Below are 20,777 nucleotides of genomic sequence, written 5' to 3'. Positions count from 1 at the left end.
CTTGTTTTCCGAGGGTTTTCAACGGTTTCGGCTGTTCGACTGTGTAGCAGAACTGTGGGAGAATAAGGGTTCGAAGACCGTCTTCCTGACGATTTTCTAATGTTTTCAATATGTTGAGAACAAATGGTGCCCGGGGACGGATTCGAACCGCCGACACTGCGATTTTCAATCGCATGCTCTACCAACTGAGCTACCCGGGCATCGGGTTCCTGGCGGAGGCGTCCGCCGGATGGAGGCGTGCCTATAGGCGTCAATCCGGCTCGCTGTCCAGCCTATAATTGTCATTTTTTTGCAGGCTTTCTTCCGCCGGCGGACCGGGTACTTGATAGCCTTCGCCCAGCCATTGCAGCAGGTCGCGGTCGCGACAGGCCGGGCCGCAAAATGGGCGTGTTTCCACGGTCGAAGGCTGACCGCACACTGGGCATTTGGCGGGTTTAGGCGACATGACCGCCTGCCTGCACAAGCGAAGCATCTGCCTTCAGCGTGATCGCGCCGCCCCGGCGCTTGGCCAGCAATTCGATCCAGTCCTGCCGCTTGTGCAGCAGGTCGATGACGGCCGGCGCGGCGGTGATGGTCGCGGCGCCGCCCTGGCCATGGCGCTCGGCGCGGCGCAGCAGGGCGAGCGCGGCGGTCAACACGGCATCCTCGCGCAGCAATTCCATCAGGTTCGCGCGTTCGCGGCGGCGGATGATCTGGAGAAAGCCGAAACCGTTGACCGCCGTCCGCTCGAAGGGGAGCGGCAGATATTTGTCGATCTGGGCGGCGGCGATCATCCGCTCGTCCTTGTTGTTCATCGTTGGCAGGTCGATGCCGATCGAGCCGCTGAGGCCCATGCGGCGGACGGTCTGCGCGGCTAGCTTCGCGCCCTTGGGGCCAAGCTGTGCGGGCGGCAGCGATCCGTCGACGTCGATCAGCAGCATCGCGGGAGTCAGATAAAGGCGCAGCGCGGCGGCTTCGGTGCCGACCTCGCCGCTGATCGCTTCCTCCATCAATTCGCTCCAGCCATGGGCTTCGAACCGGTCTTCCTCATGTGCGGGACAGGGGACGACGGCTACGTCCGTGGCGCGCAGGCGCTGAAGCAGGCTGGGGCCGGGATGCGGCTTGATGCCGGGCAGCGGCACGCGACCCTTGGCGCGCTTGGGGCGGCCTTCCTCGGCTATGGCTTCGCGCAATATCTCGACCAGCACGTTGCCGCCCTCGGCCAGCCTGGGCGGGATCGGCTCCAGCAACACTTCCTCGCCCGAAATCAGACGGACGATACCGCGCTTCTTGGGGATGATGGTCGCGATCAGGCGGCCCTGCACTACCGCGCCGGCGCGGGCATGATCGCCCTCACGCTCAACCAGCGCCTCGACCAGCTTGCCATGCTCGATCAGCGCCGCGCGGGCCTCGCCGATGCCTTCTTCGTAAAGCCATTCGGCCATATCTTAATCCAGTGGGTAGCCCGCTGCCTTGAGCAGCGCGCGGGTTTCGTAAAGCGGCAGGCCCATGATCGCACTGTGGCTGCCCTGGATGGCGCGGATCAGTCCGGCAGCGCGGCCCTGAATGGCATAGCCGCCCGCCTTGCCGCGCCATTCGTCGCTGGCAATATAGGCGTCGATCTCCGCCTGTTCCAGCCGTTTGAAGGTAACGATATTGTCGGACAGCCGATGCCGTGCCTTGCCCTCCCCATCGATCAGCGTGATCGCGCTGAACACACGATGACGCCGTCCGGACAGCAGAGACAGGCAGGCGCGCGCTTCCTCCTCGCTTTCCGTCTTGGGTAATATGCGACGGCCGGCGGCGACCACCGTGTCGCCCGACAGGATGAGCGCACCCGGATGGCGCGCGGCGACGATCGCCCCCTTGTCCGCCGCCACGCGCGCGGCATAGGCGGCGGGCGTTTCGTGCTTCAGGGGCGTTTCGTCGATATCGGCAGGATCGACCGCGTCGGGGACGACGCCGATCTGGCCCAGAAGGTCACGCCGCCTGGGGGAAGCCGAAGCAAGGATGAGCCGCATCAGTCGTGCGACTTATTTGAAGCGGTAGGTTATCCGACCCTTGGTCAGGTCGTAGGGGGTGAGTTCGACGAGAACTTCGTCGCCCACGAGGACACGAATGCGGTTCTTGCGCATCTTGCCGGCCGTATGGCCGAGAATTTCGTGATCATTTTCAAGCCGCACGCGGAACATGGCGTTGGGGAGAAGCTCCACAACCTGTCCGCGCATTTCAAGCAGTTCTTCTTTAGCCATATTATCCCGGATATGCGAAAAATCGCGCCGCCATAGCGCCAAATCAAATAAAATGAAAGTCAGGGTTGCGCGCCGAATTTTTCGCCGGCGGCATGAAGGGCCGCGAAGATAGTATCGAGCTGATCTGCATCAACACAATAGGGCGGCATCAAGTAGATGGTGTTGCCGAGCGGCCTTAGCAAGAGGCCGTGTTCGAGGAAGAAGGAACGCAGGCGCGGGGCGAGATCGGACAGGTAGCCGGCATCGGGCGCGACGAAGTCGATCGCCATGATCGTGCCAAGCTGGCGGGGATTCGCGAAGGCGGGATGTGTAGTCAATCTTGCGAGTCGCATCGCTATGCCATCGGCGAGCGTCGCGATCCGGACGAGCACATCCTCCTCGCGCCAAATGGCGAGATTCGCAGCGGCGGCGGCGCAGGCGATGGCGTTCGCCGTGTAGCTGGACGAGTGGTAGAAAAGGCGGGCGCGATCGGTCGAAACATGCGCGTCGAAGATCGGCGCGGTGGCGAGCGTGGCAGCCAAGGGAATCGCGCCGCCAGTTATCCCCTTGGCCACGGCCATGATGTCCGGCACGACGCCCGCCTGTTCGCAGGCGAAGAGCGTGCCGGTGCGGCCCCAGCCGGTCATCACCTCGTCAGCGATGAAAAGGACGCCATGCCTGCGGCAGATGGCGGCCATCTCGCGCAGGACAGGCGCGGGATAGATCAGCATCCCGCCGGCTCCCAAGATGAGCGGCTCGACGATGAAGGCGGCGGGCTTGTCCGCGCAGGCAGCCTCCAGCGCGTCGAGGCAGGCCTGCTCCTGGCCCGTTGCGGGGAAGGGGATGGTGCCGACATCGAACAGCAGGGGCGTCCAGGCGGCGTTGTAGACGCCGCGCTCGCCGATCGACATCGCGCCGATCGTGTCGCCATGATAGCTGTGTTCGAGCACGAGGATCCGGCTGCGCGCATCGGCGAGGCCATCGAGTGCCAGATTGTGCCAATAGCCAAGCGCCATCTTCAGCGCGACCTCGACCGCGGTCGACCCGCTGTCCGAATAGAAGACATGGGCGAGTTCGGGCTGGCCCTCCGCACGGGGAGCCATGTCGATCAGGCCGCTTGCCACCTCCTCGGCCGGGGCGTGGGTGTAGGCGGCGAAGATGAGCTGGTCGAGCTGGCTCGCCTGACGGGCGATGGCGGCGGCGATGCGGGGTTCGCAATGGCCATGAGTCGTCACCCACCAGCTGGCAATGCCATCGATCAACGTACCGCCATCGGCAAGGTGCAGCAGAGCGCCCTGCGCCCGGACAACTTCGGGGATCGGCTCGTTGAGGCCATGCTGGGTGAAGGGATGCCAGACAGGAGAGGTCATCGCCGGGCTTTAAGCCAGCATGGGGGGAAAGGCTATGGCTTCTCCGCCGGCTTTGGTTCCACCGGTGGCGGGACGACCACGGTCGGGAGGGCGACATCCACCTCGACCCGGCGATTCTTCGCCCGGCCTTCGGGATCGTCGCTGCCATCCTCCTTCGCATTGGGGGCGATGGGGCGCGCTTCGCCCAGTGCGACGAGGGTGATGCGGTCCTTCGCCACGCCCTTTTCGACCAGATAGTCGCGAACCTTTTCCGCCCGGATTCGGGACGCGACCTTGTTATCGCCGTCGCTACCGCGCGAATCGCTGTGGCCGTGGAGGGTGATGGCCCCGCCTTCCTTCAAGGCCGGGGTTGCCAGCAGCGTGTCGAGCGCGGCTTTCGCCGCATCGTCCAGCACCATGGAGGACTGGCCGAAGCCGATCACCACATCCACCGGCTCGATCTTCGGTGCCTCCGGCTGATCGATCACTTCGGGGCGCAGGATGGAGCGTTGCGGTTCGACCGCATTGTCGGATTCGTTGGCCGTCATCGCATTAGCGGCAGCTTGGGCTTCATTGGCCGCGCCCTCATCCGCGCCATTGCCCACCGGGGGCTGGCAGGCGGCCAGCGCGCAGGCCATCAGGGCCGTGGGGGCCGATCTCCTCATTCATCCTCTCCTTTCGGCCTTTTGTCGGACGGCGGCACATAGGACAGGATCGTGTCGCCGGCCTGGGGCGTCGGCCTCGACGCATGGGTGAAGAAGCGCAGCGCGCCATTCCTGCGCAGCAGCAGCAGCATGTCGCCACCTTCGGGCAGGGACGCGCGGGCGGCCTCGAAGTCGAACTGCTCGCTGATCCGTGTCTTGCGGAAGGTCCAGCCCTTCTCCTCGCGCTGCATGATGTCCTCCACGCCATGGCCGGAGGAGAAGAGCGCGCGGCCGCGCAGCGATTCGGGCAGGGCGCGCGGATCTTCATCGTCGCTGGCATCGCCCAACTGGTGGACATTGTCGCGGCCGATTTCCGGCGCGAATTCGTTACAGACGAGCGCATTATAGGCTTCGTTGTCGGTGGTGGCGGCCAGCACCTGAAACTGGGCGAGGTCGAGCTTTTCCTCGGTCGCTTCGGACAATATCTCGCCATGATAGGTGGCAATGCCCTGATGTCGGGCGGGGGCGAGCCGCTGCCAGCTATTGTCGGCGATCATCACCGGCACCTCCAGCGCGCGCAGTTGCGAGGCGAGGCCAAGGCTGAAGGGCGTGGCGCCGACCAGCAGCAGCCCCTTTTCCTGCGCGCCCGTGACTTTCAGCAGCCGCGCGACCGGCTTGATCGAAAAGCCGTGGAAGACGATCGTCGCCACCACCACCGCGAAGGACAAGGTGACGAGGATCGAGCCGTCGCCATAGCCGAGGCGATCGAGCCGTAGCGCGAACAGGCCGGAAATGGCGACCGCGACGATACCGCGCGGCGCGATCCAGGCGACCAGCAGCCGCTCGTTCCAGGGCACGGGCGAGAAGGCGAGGCTCAGCAGCACGGTGATCGGCCGCACCAGGAAGAGCAGGGCGAAGAGGAAGCCGAGGAAGCGCCATTCGAACTGGCGCAGGACGCTCAGGTCCAGCGAGGCCGACAGGATCACGAACACGCCGGAAATAAGCAGAACGGTGACATTTTCCTTGAACGGCTGGATATCGCGCAATGAATCCAGCCGCATATTGGCCAGCGCCACGCCCATCACCGTGACGGCGAGCAGGCCGGTTTCCTGCTGGATGATGTTGGAGAGGACGAAGACGCTGATCACCGCGACCAGCAGCACCGGCGCCTTCAGATATTCGGGCACATGGCCGCGCGGAAAGAGCCAGCCGATGGCACGCGCGGCGATCCAGCCGATGAGGCCCGCCACGATCGCGGCGGCGATCAGCGAGACGATGACGGCGGCAAGGCTGCTCCCCTCCCCCGATCGGCGCAGATATTCATAGGTGACGACGCCCAGCAGCGCGCCGGTCGGATCGTTGACGATCGCTTCCCATTTGAGGATCGCGCGCGGCCGGGCGGCCACATTGGACTGGCGCAGCAGCGGCAGCACCACGGTCGGCCCGGTGACGACCAATATGCCCGCGAACAGGATGGCGACCGGCCAGACGAGTCCCGCGACATAATAGCAGGCCAGCGATCCCAGTACCCAGCCGATGGGCGAACCCAGCAGGACGAGTCGCGTGACCGCACCGTCTGTCTTGCGCAATTCGCGGAAGTTGAGGCTGAGGCCGCCTTCAAACAGGATCAGCGCGACCGCGACCGACACCATCGGTTCCAGCAACTCGCCGAAGACATGTTCGGGATTGATGAGGTGGAGGACGGGTCCGCCAAGGACGCCTGCTGCCAGCATCAGGGCAATGGCGGGCCAACCGGTCCGCCAGGCGATCCATTGCGCGCCAATCCCCAAAATGCCGATCAGCGCGATGGAAAGTGCCTGTTCCTGCATGGGCTTAGGATAGACAGGCAATCAGGGGGACGAAACCCCCGATATTTTTCCCGATCATGGGAACAATAGGGATGGCGGGACGTGGCGACCGCGCCACGCCCCGCCAAGGGGAATTGAAATAAGCCGATTATTGCGGCGGCTGGCTCGGCTGTGCCGGGGCAGCGGGATCGGCAGCCGGAGCAGCCGGCGCGGCAGGAGCCGCAGCCTGAATGCGCTGCTGGAGCGCCGGATCAGCGGCCGCAGCCTGACCGATCTGGTTGAACTTTTCCGGCGGCATGCCGGACGCCTGTAGCGCGGCCAGCATCTTGGGCTGCTTGTCGGCGGCGGCGATCGAACTATCCTGCTGGATCTTCGTCACTTCTACTGCTGCGGCAGCGAACGCCTTGATATCGGTATCGCTGAAGTTGCTCGCGCCGGCAGCCGGAGCGGCAGCCGGAGCGGCAGGCGCTGCGGCAGCGGCCGGAGCGGCAGCGTCACTCTGTGCGAGGGCCGGATAGGCGGCCAGCAATGCGATGGAGGCGATGCCTGCCTTGAGGAAATTGGTGGTGTTGAGACCCGTCAACCTGCTTCTCCTTGCGTGATCAATCTTGGTGATCAGACGGTCACGCTGTTGAAACAGTTCCGACACGGAAAGCCCGTAACGGCGAGTCGTTCGATTCAAAGGACGGCTGAACCGCGCAAAACGGCTCATCGGCGCATTGACGCGTTCTACCGCAGGTGCGAAATATTTCGATATCACAATGACATTCGGGCCGGATTCTCGCGAATCCGGCCCGGTCTGTTTCTCACCAGATTTTCACGCGATCCTTGGGCGCAAGGTAGATCTTGCCGCCCGGCGCCGGCTTGAACGCGTCATACCAACTGTCGAAATTGCGGACGATGTCGGCGCGATATTGCGACGGCGCGTGCGGATCGGTGACGAGCCGCTGGCGCAGGTTCGCCTCGCGATAGTTGCGACGCCATACCTGCGCCCAGCCCAGGAAGAAACGCTGGTCGCCGGTCAGGCCGTCGATCACCGGCGCTTTCTTGCCCTTGAGCGAGGCATGATAGGCGTCGAGCGCGACGGCGAGGCCGCCCAGATCGCCGATATTCTCGCCCATGGTGAAGGCGCCCTTCACATGCGCGCCGGGGAAGGGTTCATAGGCGTCATATTGCGCGCCCAGCTTCTGCGTCAGCGCCTTGAAATTGGCGACGTCCTGATCGGTCCACCACTGGTTGAGCTTGCCGGTCTCGTCATATTTCGCGCCCTGATCGTCGAAATGATGGCTGAGCTCATGGCCGATCACCGCGCCGATGCCGCCATAATTGACCGCCGGATCGGCATGTGGATCGAAGAAGGGCGGCTGGAGGATGGCGGCGGGGAAGACGATTTCCACCATGCCGAAATTGGCATAGGCGTTGATCTCCATCGGGGTCATGAACCATTCACCGCGATCGACCGGCTTGCCGAGCTTGTTGATATTATAGTCGAATTCGAACTGGTTGGACCGCATGGCATTGCCGAACAGGTCGTCGCCCTTGACGGTCAGCCCGGCATAATCGCGCCATTTGTCGGGATAACCGATCTTGGGCGTGAAGGCGGCCAGCTTCTTGTGGGCGCGGGCCTTGGCCTCCGCGCTCATCCAGGTCAGTCCGTCGATGCGGTGGCCCATGGCGGTCAGGACATTCTTGACCAGTTCATCCATCGCCGCCTTGGTTTCGGGCGGGAAATATTTGGCGACATAGACCTTGCCCACTTCCTCTCCCAGCGAGCCCTTGAGGAAGGTGACGGCGCGCTTCCAGCGGTCCTCGCGCTCGGGCGTGCCGGACAGGGTGGTGCCGTAGAAGGCGAAATCCTCATTGGCGACGCTGTCGGGCAGATATTCGGCGAAGCTGTGGATCGAGCGGGCGATCAGCGCATCCTTGAGCACGCCGATCGGCGCCTTGGCGATCAACGCCGCTTCGCCCGCGATCGCCGTCGGCTGGGCGACGATCAGTTCGGAAGGCTTCAGATTGTTCGCGGCGAAATAGGTCGCGAAGTCGAAGCCCGGCGCGGTCCTGGCCAGTTGCGCCAGCGTCATCTTGTTATAGGTCTTGTCGGCGTCGCGGCTGTCGACCTGGGTCCAGTGAACCTTGGCGATCTCCGTCTCGAACGCCATCAGCGCGGCGGCGCGGGCCTTGGCATCGCCTTCCCCGGACAGCGCCAGGATCTTTTCCAGATGGGCGACATAGGCGGTGCGGATCGCCGCCATCTTGTCGTCCTGCTCCAGATAATAGTCACGGTCGGGCAGGCCGAGGCCGTCCTGGCGCATCGAGACGATATAGGTTTCCGGATCCTTGTCGTCCTGCCCGACATAGAAGGCGAAGGGGCCGTCGACGCCGGCGCGCGCGGCCCTGGCGGCGAGCGTGACATAGCCGGCCTGGTCCTTCACCGCGTCGATTTCCGCCAGCCAGGGCTTGATCGGGGCAAGGCCCTTGGCCTCGACGCCGGTGGCATCCATATAGCTGGCATAGGCCGCGCCGATCTTGCTGGCGGGATCGGCCTTCGCCGCTTCGAGGATACCCCTGGTGCGCTCGCGCGACAGGTCGTCCAGCGTGTTGAACGCGCCATAATTGGACTTGTCCGCCGGGATCGGCGTGTTCTTCGTCCAGGTGCCGTTGGCATAGTCGTAGAAATCGTCGCCGGGCTTGACCGACTTGTCCATGCCGGCGGTGTCGAAGCCGAACATGCCGTAGGTGGGTTTGGCGGCGGTTGCGGCGGTCGGCGTGGCGGCCTGATCGGCATGGGCGACGGTAGCTGCCAGGGCGAGCGCGGTCGCGGCGGCGCCCAGAAGGAGTGTCTTCATCAAAGCTTCCCTTGCTTTTTGGTGGGGCGACACAACGCCCCTAGGACGACGATGTCCATGTCGTTGGTCGAATATTATCGACGGTTGAAAGTTTCGGAAAGTGTGCCGCGAAAGCCTGCGCCAGGCTTGCGCGATCGAGCGGGTCGAGGCGCGGCAGGCGGCCGAGCGGGGCCACGCCGGCGATCTGCGGGATGATGCGCTCATTTTCCGCATGCGGATCGCCGATGAAGGCGATGCCGGCAATGGGGATGTCTCGCGCCCGCAAAGCCTCGATACTGAGCAGGCTGTGATTGATGGTGCCAAGGCCGGTGCGGGCGCAAAGGACGACCGGTTGCCCCCAATGGGCGAAGAGATCCGCCATCAACAGCGTTTCGGTGATGGGGACGAGCACGCCGCCGGCGCCCTCCACCACCAGAGGCCCGTCGACCTGCGGCAGGGCAAGGCGGTCGAGGCTGATCTCCACCCCGTCGATGCGTGCGGCCAGATGCGGCGAGGCGGGGGTGGTAAGGCGATAGGCTTCGGGCAGGATGCGTTCGGGCGGCAATCCGGCGAGGGCGGCGACCGTTTCCTTGTCGCCCGCCGGATCGACGCCGGCCTGGACCGGCTTCCAATAATAGGCGCCCAGCGCCCCGGCCAGTCCGGCGGCAAAGACCGTCTTGCCGATATCGGTGTCGGTGCCGGTGACGACGAATATGGTCATTTCATCACCCGCTGCAATTCGTGCCCCAGCGCGGCGACATCGGGGCGGCTGGCGTTGAGCGTCAGCGAGATGCGCAGGCGGCTGGTGCCGGGCGGCACGGTCGGCGGACGGATGCCGCGCACGTCGAAGCCGGCTTCCTGCAACGCCGTGGCCGCCGCCATGGTGCGGACGTCGTCGCCCAGGATGATGGGCAATATCTGGCTGCGCGGCGCCGGCAGGCCGAGCGGCGCGCAAATGGCTTCGGCGGCGTCCTGACGCAGCGTCATCAGCCGGTCGCGCAGGTCGCCCGCCCGCTCGATCCGGTCGAGCGCGGCAGACACGGCGACAGCCATCAGCGGCGACGGCGCGGTCGAGAAGATGAAGGCGCGCGCGCGGTTGATCAGATAGTCGACATGGATGCGCGGGCCGCAGATCAGCGCGCCCTCCGCCCCCATCGCCTTGCCGCAGGTATGAAGGGTGATGACATTGTGCAGCCCGTCGAGGCCCGACGACAGGCCGCGCCCGCCGGGACCGAAGACGCCGGTGCCATGCGCTTCGTCCAGCAGCAGCATCGCATCATGGGTCGCGGCAAGTTTGGCGAGATCGGCGAGCGGCGCCATGTCGCCGTCCATCGAATAGAGCGTCTCGACCGCGATCCAGATGCGGCCCTTGCCCCCTTCGGCGCGGAAGGCGGTGATGAGATCGGCGAAGCTCTGCACGTCATTATGCTTGGCGAAGACCGCCGCCGCCTTGCTCATGCGAATGCCGTCATGGGCGCTGGCATGGATCAGTTCGTCCGCGACGATCAGGTCGCCCCGCTGCGGCAGGGTGGAAAAGAGGGCGAGATTGCCGACATAGCCATTGGCGACGAACAGGGCCGCCTGGGTGCGGAAGAAATCGGCCGCCTTCGCCTCCAGCCCTTCATGTTCGGGCGCGTTGCCGCGCAACAGGCGCGACCCGCCGGAACCGAGCGGCACGCCGCGCGCGACGGCATCGGCCACCGCCTGCGCGATCATCGGATCGCCGGCGAGGGCCAGGTAATCGTTGGAGGCAAAATCGCGCCCGGCGCGGGGAGAAAGTCGACGCAGCCGCCCGCGCTGCTCCAGCGCGGCAAGCTGGGAACGGAAGGGTTCGGCAGTCATGGCGCGGGCTATAGGCCTGCCCGGCGGGAGCGGCAAGCGCACCCTTAACTTCGCACATTTCCCGCATAATTTGTCATCATCTTGCCGATGTTGGAAATTATGTGACAAATTCCATTGGCTCTGGCCCGGTCAGCATAAGGGATTCGTCGTCGATAGGACAGTGCCCTTTCAGAAGCTGAAGCTCAGCGAGAAGGAGGCGACATTGTCGTTGCTGTCGTCTTCATTCGGGCGGAAGCCGTGCTGGTGGAGATAGCCGATTTCCGCATTCACATTCTTCGCCACCGGGGTGGTGATGGCGATCAGGTTGCGCATCCGCTCTTCACCCTGGACGCGCTGGAAATTGGTCTTGTTGAGGTCGAAGAAGCTTTCATGGCTCAGCACCAGCGCCGTCTTGCCGCCTTCGCGGAACGGCAGGACCAGCTTCACATAGGGACGCAGGCGCCAGGCGGTGCCGTCGACACCCTCGCGCCAGCGTTCCTCCATCCGCAGTCGGGCGCTGAGCGTGGCCGGGCCGATCTTCGCGATATTGTCGAACGTGACCTGCTGGCGGCCGCGATGCTCCATGACGGTGAAGTCGCCCGCGGCATATTGGGGGTCATGGGTATAGCCCGCCCAGATCGTCACCGCCCTGGACAGTTTATAGCCCAGCAGCGTGTTGGATTCGACTTCGTAAAGGCCGTCGCGATCGTCGCTGAAGCGGGCGACGACCTCCTGCGACAGGCGCCAGTGATCGCTGAGCTTCACCGTCGCACTGGCCGTCGTCCAGAGTTGCTCATCCTCCGTCGCTTGGGCGGCCGTCGGAAAGGCAGACAGGGACAGGAGCAGGGCAAGGCAGGTCCGGCGCATGGGCGTCGCTTTCTTCCAAAACAGCGTTGGCGCGCCTCTATGACGGTTAAGTGACATAGGCGCGTCGTTTCTGTTTCCATTTTATGACAATCATGTCCGTTCGACGTGATTTGGTTGCCAAAAAATGATTGGTCGCCAGCTTCCTGAAAAATATCGGAAGTATATTGAAACGCAGTCTCAATATACGTAAGCGTTATGCACAGGGAGAGGTCGTCTGGCGCATCGCGCGCCGTTATCGCCAGCAGACAGGATTTCCGCTTGCCCTTCCTCCCCTATTTGCGCGCCCTGCCCATGCCTTTCCTGATTCTTCTCCCGACAGGGACGGGCCATGCGCAGGCGCCTGCCGCGGCGCTCGACGCGGGCAACAGCGACATATTGGTGACGGCGCGGGCCGAGAAACTCTATTGCGTCAATGAGAGCGAGATCGGCAAGGTCGCCGCCGACCCGATGGATATCCCCCAGTCGGTGCAGGTCATCACCAGTGAACTGATCCGCGACCAGGGCGCGCGCGACATCACCGACCTCTACCGCAATGTCGCGGGTGTCAGCGCCAACCAATATGCGACCGTCACCTATCGCGGCTTTCGCCAGGAAGCGATGTTCTACGATGGTTTGCGCGGCGACCCGTTCCAGGGCTTTGCCGTCCCCAACCTGTTCAGCATCGAGCGGGTCGAATTTCTGAAAGGCCCGGTCGGCATGCTCTACGGCGCGAGTTCGCCGGGCGGCATGGTCAACTATGTCACGAAGAAGCCCAAGGACGTGTTCGCCGCATCCGTGCGCGCGATCGTGGGCAATTATGACCGGATCGGCGGATCTGCCGAACTGACCGGGCCGATCGATGCCCATGGCGTGGTGTCCGGCCGCGCCGGTCTGTTCTACGAACGGTACGACACGGTGCAGCGCTTTTCGGGCAGTCGCAGCCTGGTCGCGGATGGCGGGCTGACATTCCATCTGGCACCGGACACCAGCCTGACGGTGCAGGCCACCCGGTACGACCAGAAACTGCCCGGCAACCGGCTGCGGGGCGTTGCCATCGATGCCGATGGTCATTTCCTGGCCGACCGCAACTGGACGCATAACGAGAAGAGCGATCGGCTCGACCTCACTGGCACGGTGTTGCAGGCGCGGTTCGACAGCAAGCTGTCGGACGCGGTCAGCCTCAACGCCTCGGGCCGATGGTTCCGTTACAAGGAATATCAGCGCTATCATGAGCCGCTGGGACCGGTGGATACCGATGGCGACGGCGTGGTCGACACCCAGCGGCGTGAGTTCCGGTCCCAGAACCGCGACATTGAGGGGCTGAGCCTGGCGACCAATCTGGTGGCGAAGCTGGAAACGGGCGGGGTGCGCCACACTGTGCTGGCCGGGGCGGACTGGTACCGGGAAACGGCCGATTTCCGGGGCGTGACGATCAGCGACGTTCCCGGCCTGTCGCTGACCAACCCGGTCTATGGCCTCAGCAATCCGACCGCTGCGGAACTGGCCGGACTGACGCCCAGCATCACCGCCACGCGCGCGCATCGCTATGGCATCTATGCGCAGGAGCAGGCCGATATCGGCGACCATGTCATCCTGGTCGGCGGCGTCCGCCGCGACTGGTTCGACGATGAGGACCGGATCGGCGGCGACTATGCCGAGGGTGGCCGGTGGAGCTGGCGCGTCGGTGGCATCTACAAGCCGGTCAAGGCGGTGTCGCTTTATGGCAGCTATTCGCAGAGTTTCGAACCACAGGATGCCGGCAACCAGAATCCAGCGGTGGGCGGCCCCTTCGCCCCGATCAGCAGCCGCCAATATGAGGTCGGCGCCAAGGGCGCGCTGCTGAACGGCCAGCTGCAACCGACGGTCGCGCTCTATCATATCGTGCGGAACGGCATCGTGCAGGTCGACCCGGACCTGCCGCCAGTGGGCGGGCTGGACCAGCTGTCCCCCGTGGGAGAGGTGACGAGCAAGGGCATCGAACTGACCCTGTCGGCGGACATCAGCAAGAATTGGGTGCTGACCGCCAACTACGCCTATAATGACGCGCGCATCACCGACAGCGCGCCGGGCGCGACGATCGACAATGCGGTGGGCGGCCGCTTTCCCAATGCGCCCCGGCATCAGGCCGGCCTCTGGTCCCGCTATCAGATCGCGCCCCTGGGGGCAGCGGTGGCGCTGGGCGCGCAATATGTGTCGGGGCAGATCGACCGGCGTGGCGCACACATCCCCGGCTTTACCGTCTATGACGGCAGCGTGACCAAGGATCTGGGCTTTGCCGAGGCGATGCTGCGGGTCGAGAATATCTTCGACAAAAGCTATGCCGTGGCCACATTCGACGCGCGCAAGGGCGCCTTCGTCGGACGCCCCCGCACCGTCTTCCTGGAGTTGCGGCGCGACTTCTGATCTCTGCGCTTCATTGAAGCCTCACGCGGCGCGGAGCGTGTCCTGCGGGGTCAGCACCACCGCGTTGCGACCGCCGCGCTTGGCGGCATAGAGCGCCGTGTCGGCGGCGGCGAGCCAGGCCTGGCTGTTGAGCCGACCATGCCCGATTGCAGCGACGCCGAAGCTGGCGGTGACGTGGAGCGGCGGCTCGTAGGAAATTTCGAACCGCTCGATCGTGTCGCGCAGACGATTGGCCACCGCCATCGCCTCGCTTTCGGTGGTTTCGGGGAGCAGCAGGGCAAATTCCTCCCCGCCCAGACGGCCGAAGGAATCGCTGGGCCGCGATCGGGAACGGCACAGGGCCGAAACCGCCTCCAGCACCCGGTCTCCCGCGCCATGGCCATAGCTGTCATTGACCCGCTTGAAATGGTCGATGTCGAGCAGGATGAGTGCGGCCGGGCGCTTGTGACGGACATAGAGGGCGATATGCTTGTCGACTTCGGCCACGAAAGCCCGGCGGGTGAGTGCGCCGCTCAGGCCATCCCGTTCGGCGAGCAGGCGCAATTCCATCTGCTCCACGACGATCGGCGCCAGCCCGGCCAGGATCGCCACCTGTTCCGGGCCGAAGTCGCGGGTGCGGGTATCGACGGCGCAGAGCGAGCCGATATTATAGCCGTCGGGCGTGCGCAGCGGGACGCCGGCATAGCTGCGGATGCCTGGATCACCGGTCACGAACGGATTGTCGCGAAAACGCAGATCGCTTTGCGCGTCGGTGATGATCAGCGGCTCGCTTTGGCGGATGCTATGATCGCAGAAGGCGACGCTGCGTTCGGTTTCGGTGGCGTCGAGGCCGTTGAGCGACTTGAACCACTGGCGGTCGGTGTCGATCAGCGACACCGCCGAAATCGGCACGCCGATCAGCGTGCGCACGAGCGCCGTGATCTTGTCGAAGGCGCCCTCGGCCGGGGTATCGAGAATGTCATAGCGTTGCAGGGCCGCGATACGACCTGCTTCGTCAGCGAGTTTTTCTTGCGGCGTCATCTGTCCACCCGGTGCTTGAAACCTGATCTTGCCCCTTCATCATAGGATGAAGGCCGTGCGGAACGGTCTGCCCCCCTTAGGACCGACCATGGAGGTCAGGCTGCGCCCCGCCCGGTGAAGAAAAGGTTAAATTGGCGGTGAACTGATCCAGATTGGAACCGGGCCAGGCGATGGCATAGCCCGGTCCTGACCGCCTGATATCAGGCGCCGTGCGCCAGCGCGGCGAGCAGCAGCAACGCGACGATATTGGTGATCTTGATCATCGGATTGACCGCCGGGCCGGCCGTGTCCTTGTAGGGATCGCCGACCGTATCGCCGGTCACGGCCGCCTTATGGGCTTCGCTGCCCTTGCCGCCATGATGGCCGTCCTCGATATATTTTTTCGCATTGTCCCAGGCGCCGCCGCCCGACGTCATCGACAGGGCGACGAACAGGCCGGACACGATCACGCCCAGCAGCAGCGCGCCCAGCGCCGCAAAGCCATTGTCGGTGCCGGCGACCGCCGCGATCGCGAAATAGACGACGATCGGCGCCAGCACAGGCAGCAGGCTGGGCACGATCATCTCCTTGATCGCGGCGCGGGTGACGAGGTCGACGGTGCGGGCGTAATTGGGCCGCGACGTACCCTCCATGATGCCCTTGTTGGTGGCGAACTGGTCGCGGACGTCCTTGACCACGTCGCCCGCCGCGCGACCGACGGCGGTCATGCCCATCGCGCCGAACAGATAGGGCAGCAGCGCGCCCAGCAGCAGGCCGACGATGACATAGGGGTTGGACAGGCTGAAATCGACCGGCGCGACGAGGCCGAGCGCCGCATTGTAGAATTTCAGATCCTCCGTATAGGCGCCGAACAGGACGAGCGCGGCAAGGCCGGCCGATCCGATCGCATAGCCCTTCGTCACCGCCTTGGTCGTGTTGCCCACGGCGTCGAGCGCGTCGGTCTTCACCCGGACGCTGTCGTCGAGATGGCTCATTTCCGCGATGCCGCCGGCATTGTCGGTGACGGGACCATAGGCATCCAGCGCCACCACCATGCCGGCCAGCGCCAGCATCGCCGTCGCGGCGAAGGCGATGCCGATGAGGCCCGCCAGCTGGTGGGCGACGATGATGCCGATCACGATGACGATCGTCGGCAGCGCGGTCGATTCCAGGCTGATCGCCAGCCCCTGGATGACGTTGGTGCCATGGCCGGTTTCGGAGGCCTTGGCGATGGAGCGGACCGGGCGATAATTGGTGCCGGTATAATATTCGGTGATGACGACCAGCAGGCCGGTGACCGCCAGCCCGACCATCATCGACCAGAAGAGCGCCATGCCGGTATAGCCGCCAATCCCGTCGAGATCGGCGCCGAATACGGCGTTCATGTCGCCCAGCACCCACACGCTGACGCCGTAGATGGCGGGGATGGACAGGATCGCGGTGGTCCAGAAGCCCTTGTAGAGCGCGCCCATGATCGACTGGCTGGCGCCAAGGCGGACCATATAGGTGCCGATGATCGAGGTGATGATGCACACGCCGCCGACGATCAGCGGCAGCGCCATCAGCTTCATCAGGAAGGCGTTGTCGACGCCGCTCACCAGCAGGGCGGTCAGCACCATGGTCGCGCCGACGGTGACGACATAGGTTTCGAACAGGTCGGCGGCCATGCCGGCGCAGTCGCCGACATTGTCGCCCACATTGTCGGCGATGACGGCGGGGTTGCGCGGGTCATCCTCCGGAATGCCGGCCTCGACCTTGCCCACCAGGTCCGCGCCGACGTCGGCCGCCTTGGTGAAGATGCCGCCGCCAAGGCGCGCGAAGATGGAAATGAGCGATGCGCCGAAAGCCAGCGCCACAAGGGAGTCGATCACCAGCCGGTCGTCGGGCGCATGGCCGGCCGGGCCGGTCAGATACCAGAAGAAGGTGCTGATCGCGAGCAGGGCAAGGCCGGCCACCAGCATTCCGGTGATGGCGCCCGCGCGGAAGGCGACGGTGAGGCCGCTTTGCAGCGTGCCGCGCGCGGCTTCGGCGGTGCGGACATTGGCGCGCACGGAGATGTTCATGCCGATGAAGCCTGCCGCCCCCGACAGGACCGCACCGATCAGGAAGCCGACGGCGGAGGTGAGGCCGAGGAACAGGGCGACGATGACCGCGACGACGATCCCGACGATCGCGATGGTCGTATATTGCCGGCCGAGATAGGCCTTCGCCCCTTCCTGGATCGCCCCCGCGATCGCCTGCATTGTGTCGTTGCCTGGCGATTGGCTCAGCACCTGACGACTGGTGAACAACCCATAGAGTATGGCCAACAGGCCGCACCCTATGGCGACATAGACTATCTGCATGCTTGTTCCTCTCCCCCTGTTGTTGCTGTCATCGGCCGCTCCGCAGGGAATGACGGGCAGACGAAGGGCGCACACGCAGGCGGCCGGACGGGACGCATCCGGCATCGGGCACCGCGTCAATCAGCAACGGGGCGGCACGCATGCGAACGCTCCAACCGGCTGAGAATAGGGTGGAAGAAAGCTACAGGCCGGACGGCGCGCGTCAAGCCGCTTGGGTAACAATCTGGATCAATGCTCCCAGCCGAGCCGGTCGGGCAGGGGTATGACCGCTCCGTCGATCGTCAGGGTAAGGCCTTCCCCGTCCGCGACATGGCCAACCGGGATGGCGCGGACCGGCGGCGGGACACCTTGAGGCAGGGCGAAGAGCAGTTCATAATCGTCGCCGGCGCGCGCTGCTGCGATCTGGACCGCGGTGCCGCCGCCGCGCGCCTGTTCGAGCGCGGGGGAAAGCGGGATATGGTCGATGGTGACGGCGACGCCGCTCGCCTGCGCCATGCGCGACGCGTCGATCAGCAGGCCATCGGAAATATCCATCATCGCCGTAGCGACCGGCGCGAGCAGCGCGCCTTCGGCGAGACGCGGGCGCGGGCGGCGATAGGCGTCGACCAGTGGACCGGATGCGGAGGGATCGGCGCTGGCGAGATCGAGGCCGACGCCCGAGTCACCGACCGGGCCGGTGACATAGAGGCGATCGCCGGCCCGCGCCCCCGTGCGGGTGGGGACCGGCCCGGTCGCTTCGCCGATCGCGGTCAGGCTGTAGCTGCGCGCCGAACCGGCGGGCATCTTCACCGTGTCGCCGCCCAGCAAGGGCATGGCGTGGCGATCGAGCGCCTCGCCAAGGCCGGCGACGAAGGCTTCATCCCAGGCATCGTCGCCCGACAGCGCATAGTTGAGCAGGCAGCCGACCGGCCGCGCCCCCTTCGCCGCCAGATCGGACAGATTCACCGCCGCCAGTTTCCAGCCGATATCGGCCGGGGGATCGGTGGGGAGGTAATGGACCCCTTCCACCATCGTGTCGCTGGTCAGGATCAGGCGGCTGCCGCCGATCGGCAGCACCGCAACATCGTCCACCAGCCCCTGCGCCGCCGGATCATGGGCGAGCAGGCGCAGCAGGGTGAGGAAGCGGGATTCGGCGGACATGGCTTCCTTTTCTATCCGTTCGTTTCGAGCGAAGTCGAGAAACGAGGCGGAGCCGCGCTCAGCGAAGCTAACCGAGAAGCGTAGAGATGGCCGCTTCTCGACACGCTCGAAGCGAACGGATGTCGTTTCGTACCGCCAGCTTTGCGCCGGTCCGCCTTACTTCCGCACGTCCTTCGACACGCCGTCGAGCAGGCCGTTGACGAAACCCGCCTCGCGCTTGTCGTAGAAGGCATGGGCGACGTCGACATATTCGCTGATGACCGTACCGGTGCCGACATCGGCGCGGGCGAGCAGTTCATAGGTGCCGGCGCGCAGGATCTGGCGCATCGGCTTGTCGAGGCGGTCGAGGCTCCAGCCGCTCGACAGGCGCGCCGAGATCAGGCCGTCAATCTCGTCGCGGCGACGGTCCACACCGGTCACGACATCGTCGAAGAACGGCTCTTCCGCCTGCGCGTAAGTGACATCCTCGATCGTGGCGCCAAGGCGGTGCTGATGGAATTCGTGAAGCAGGACATGGACGGGCGTACCCTCCATTTCGAGCTGGTAGAGCGCCTGAACCGCGGCAAGGCGCGCGGCGGAACGGGATTTCGAGCGGTCGTTCATATAAATTCCCTACTCCGTTCGGTTCGAGCTTGTCGAGAACCGCTTCTCGACTTCGCTCGAAGCGAACGGCTGATTATTTGAGGCGCAAAGCCACCGAGGCGGCGTGCGCGGGCAGTCCTTCCGCCCGCGCCAGCGCGACGGCTGCGGGGCCGATCGCGCCGATCGCCTGTGGCGTCAGGCTGAGAAAGCTGGTGCGCTTCATGAAGTCGAGCACCGACAGGCCCGACGAGAAACGCGCGCGGCGGCCGGTGGGCAGCACATGGTTCGGCCCGGCGACATAATCGCCCACCGCCTCGGGCGTCATCCGGCCGAGGAAGACGGAACCGGCATGGCGGACCTGTGCGAAATAGCGGTCGGGATCGTCCACAGCCAGTTCCAAATGCTCGGCGGCGAGCCGGTCGACCAGCGGCATGGCTTCGTCCAGATCGCGGACCAGGATGATCGCGCCATTGGCGTCCCAGCTGGCGCGCGCGACGGCGCTGGTGGAGAGCTTAGGGATTTGACGCTCCACCGCCTGCGCGACGGCATCGGCGAAGGCCGCATCGTCGGTGAAGAGGATGGACTGGCTGGTCGGGTCATGCTCCGACTGGCTGAGCAGGTCGGCGGCGGTCCATTCGGGGTCGTTCCGGCCATCGGCGACGACGACGATTTCCGACGGACCGGCGACCATGTCGATGCCGACCACGCCGTAAAGCTGGCGCTTGGCTTCGGCGACCCAGGCGTTGCCGGGGCCGGTGATGACGTCCACCGGCCGGATGCGATCGGTGCCGTAGGCGAGCGCGGCGACTGCCTGCGCCCCGCCGACGCGCCAGATTTCCTCGATCCCCGCAATCTGCGCGGCGGCGAGGACGAGCGGGTTGATCTCGCCATTGGGGGTCGGCGTGACCATGGCTATGCGCTCTACGCCCGCGACCTTCGCCGGGATGACGTTCATCAGCAGCGAGCTGGGATAGGCGGCGCGCCCGCCCGGTACATAGAGACCGGCGGCGTCGACCGCATTCCAGCGCGCGCCGAGACGGACGCCGGCGCTGTCCACGTTATCGCTGTCCTGCGGCTTCTGCTTTTCATGATAGGCAGTGATGCGCGCGGCCGCGAGTTCGAGCGCGTCGCGCAGTTCCGTCGAAAGGGTGTCGAGCGCCGCGCGGGTTTCCGCCGGAGTGACGGCCCAGCCGCTGACGTTCAGGTCATGACGGTCGAAACGCTGGGTATAATCGGCCAGAGCAGCGTCGCCCTCGGCCCGGACGCGCTTCAGGATCGCGGTGACGTCGCGCGAGACATCCTCGTCGGCCTCGCGGCGGGCGTCCACCAGCGCGGCGAAGGCGGACGCGAAATCGGCGTCGGTGGTGGATAGCTTAAGCGGCATCCTTCACCCCCACGGCGGCGCGGAAGGCCTCGACCAGCGGCGACAGTTCGGCCGAGCGCATCTTGTAGGCGGCGCGGTTGACGATCAGGCGCGCGCTGATCTGCATGATGATATCCGTCTCGACCAGGCCATTGGCCTTGAGCGTCGCACCCGACGAGACGAGATCGACGATCCGGCGCGACAGGCCGAGCGAAGGGGCGAGTTCCATCGCGCCATTCAGCTTCACGCATTCGGCCTGAAGCCCACGCTGCTCATAATAGCGGCGCGTGAGGTGCGGATATTTGGTCGCGACGCGGACATGGCTCATCGCCGCCTGATCCTCGTCGGCGGCGTCGACCGGCTCGGCGACCGACAGGCGGCAATGGCCGATGTCGAGGTCGACCGGCGCGTAGAGTTCGGAATAGTTGAATTCCTCGACCAC

The 20,777-nt window shown here is 65.1% G+C and carries 19 protein-coding genes and 1 tRNA gene; 1 reads left to right on the top strand and 19 read right to left on the bottom strand.

What is annotated here, in order from left to right:
* Nucleotides 1-124: 124 nt before the first annotated feature.
* From VMR39_RS25790 to VMR39_RS25730, 13 genes are all read right to left on the bottom strand, one after another.
* Nucleotides 125-200: transfer RNA gene (locus tag VMR39_RS25790), tRNA-Phe, on the bottom strand.
* Between the two features lie 50 nt (nt 201-250).
* On the bottom strand, nt 251-445 hold the full coding sequence (yacG, locus tag VMR39_RS25785) for a DNA gyrase inhibitor YacG (protein ID WP_325420615.1): 195 nt from the start codon (nt 443-445) through the stop codon (nt 251-253).
* Entirely contained in the window at nt 435-1,424 is a 990-nt protein-coding gene (locus VMR39_RS25780; RefSeq protein WP_325420613.1) for a ribonuclease, read from the bottom strand. The genes yacG and VMR39_RS25780 overlap by 11 nt, the downstream gene beginning before the upstream one ends.
* Nucleotides 1,425-1,427: 3 nt before the next feature.
* Nucleotides 1,428-2,000: a nucleoside triphosphate pyrophosphatase gene (locus VMR39_RS25775; protein ID WP_325420611.1), complete on the bottom strand. Its 573-nt coding sequence runs from the start codon at nt 1,998-2,000 to the stop codon at nt 1,428-1,430.
* Nucleotides 2,001-2,012: 12 nt separating this feature from the next.
* Entirely contained in the window at nt 2,013-2,231 is a 219-nt protein-coding gene (gene infA / locus VMR39_RS25770) for a translation initiation factor IF-1 (protein ID WP_003049127.1), read from the bottom strand.
* Between the two features lie 59 nt (nt 2,232-2,290).
* Entirely contained in the window at nt 2,291-3,580 is a 1,290-nt protein-coding gene (locus tag VMR39_RS25765; protein ID WP_325420608.1) for an adenosylmethionine--8-amino-7-oxononanoate transaminase, read from the bottom strand.
* Nucleotides 3,581-3,612: 32 nt separating this feature from the next.
* The gene (locus VMR39_RS25760) at nt 3,613-4,224 is read right to left on the bottom strand and encodes an OmpA family protein (RefSeq protein WP_325420606.1); all 612 of its coding nucleotides are present in this window, start codon (nt 4,222-4,224) and stop codon (nt 3,613-3,615) included.
* Nucleotides 4,221-6,032: a sodium:proton antiporter gene (locus VMR39_RS25755; protein ID WP_325420604.1), complete on the bottom strand. Its 1,812-nt coding sequence runs from the start codon at nt 6,030-6,032 to the stop codon at nt 4,221-4,223. Before VMR39_RS25755 ends, VMR39_RS25760 begins: the two co-directional genes overlap by 4 nt.
* 127 nt (nt 6,033-6,159) lie before the next feature.
* The gene (locus VMR39_RS25750; RefSeq protein WP_325420602.1) at nt 6,160-6,594 is read right to left on the bottom strand and encodes a DUF4168 domain-containing protein; all 435 of its coding nucleotides are present in this window, start codon (nt 6,592-6,594) and stop codon (nt 6,160-6,162) included.
* 223 nt (nt 6,595-6,817) lie between these two features.
* On the bottom strand, nt 6,818-8,857 hold the full coding sequence (locus tag VMR39_RS25745) for a M13 family metallopeptidase (protein WP_325420600.1): 2,040 nt from the start codon (nt 8,855-8,857) through the stop codon (nt 6,818-6,820).
* A 40-nt stretch (nt 8,858-8,897) separates the two neighbouring features.
* Entirely contained in the window at nt 8,898-9,557 is a 660-nt protein-coding gene (bioD, locus tag VMR39_RS25740; RefSeq protein WP_325420598.1) for a dethiobiotin synthase, read from the bottom strand.
* Nucleotides 9,554-10,678 (bottom strand): 8-amino-7-oxononanoate synthase, encoded by a 1,125-nt coding sequence (locus VMR39_RS25735; protein WP_325420596.1) that lies wholly within the window; start codon nt 10,676-10,678, stop codon nt 9,554-9,556. The genes bioD and VMR39_RS25735 overlap by 4 nt, the downstream gene beginning before the upstream one ends.
* A 168-nt stretch (nt 10,679-10,846) precedes the next feature.
* Complete coding sequence (locus VMR39_RS25730) at nt 10,847-11,524, bottom strand: DUF2490 domain-containing protein (protein ID WP_325420594.1); 678 nt, start codon at nt 11,522-11,524, stop codon at nt 10,847-10,849.
* Between the two features lie 258 nt (nt 11,525-11,782).
* Between VMR39_RS25730 and VMR39_RS25725 the strand changes: the two genes are divergently transcribed.
* Nucleotides 11,783-13,906 (top strand): TonB-dependent receptor, encoded by a 2,124-nt coding sequence (locus VMR39_RS25725; protein WP_325420592.1) that lies wholly within the window; start codon nt 11,783-11,785, stop codon nt 13,904-13,906.
* A 21-nt stretch (nt 13,907-13,927) separates the two neighbouring features.
* Here VMR39_RS25725 and VMR39_RS25720 read toward each other — a convergent pair whose 3' ends face one another.
* The 6 genes from VMR39_RS25720 to hisG all read right to left on the bottom strand — a co-directional run.
* Nucleotides 13,928-14,926 carry a sensor domain-containing diguanylate cyclase gene (locus VMR39_RS25720; protein ID WP_325420590.1) on the bottom strand — a complete coding sequence of 333 codons (999 nt, stop codon included), beginning with the start codon at nt 14,924-14,926 and terminating at the stop codon, nt 13,928-13,930.
* Between the two features lie 200 nt (nt 14,927-15,126).
* A complete protein-coding gene (locus VMR39_RS25715) occupies nt 15,127-17,250 on the bottom strand; it encodes a sodium-translocating pyrophosphatase (RefSeq protein WP_325420588.1) in 2,124 nt (707 codons plus the stop codon).
* 228 nt (nt 17,251-17,478) lie between these two features.
* On the bottom strand, nt 17,479-18,390 hold the full coding sequence (gene thiL, locus VMR39_RS25710; protein WP_325420586.1) for a thiamine-phosphate kinase: 912 nt from the start codon (nt 18,388-18,390) through the stop codon (nt 17,479-17,481).
* A gap of 156 nt (nt 18,391-18,546) precedes the next feature.
* On the bottom strand, nt 18,547-18,993 hold the full coding sequence (nusB, locus tag VMR39_RS25705) for a transcription antitermination factor NusB (RefSeq protein ID WP_325420584.1): 447 nt from the start codon (nt 18,991-18,993) through the stop codon (nt 18,547-18,549).
* Nucleotides 18,994-19,066: 73 nt separating this feature from the next.
* Complete coding sequence (gene hisD / locus VMR39_RS25700) at nt 19,067-20,356, bottom strand: histidinol dehydrogenase (RefSeq protein WP_325420582.1); 1,290 nt, start codon at nt 20,354-20,356, stop codon at nt 19,067-19,069.
* A partial coding sequence (gene hisG, locus VMR39_RS25695) for an ATP phosphoribosyltransferase (protein WP_325420580.1) occupies nt 20,346-20,777 on the bottom strand: 432 nt, incomplete at its 5' end. The genes hisD and hisG, both read right to left, overlap by 11 nt.

This window comes from Sphingobium sp. (assembly GCF_035511395.1).
Lineage (GTDB): Bacteria > Pseudomonadota > Alphaproteobacteria > Sphingomonadales > Sphingomonadaceae > Sphingobium.
This window is presented reverse-complemented; position numbering and strand designations above follow the sequence as displayed.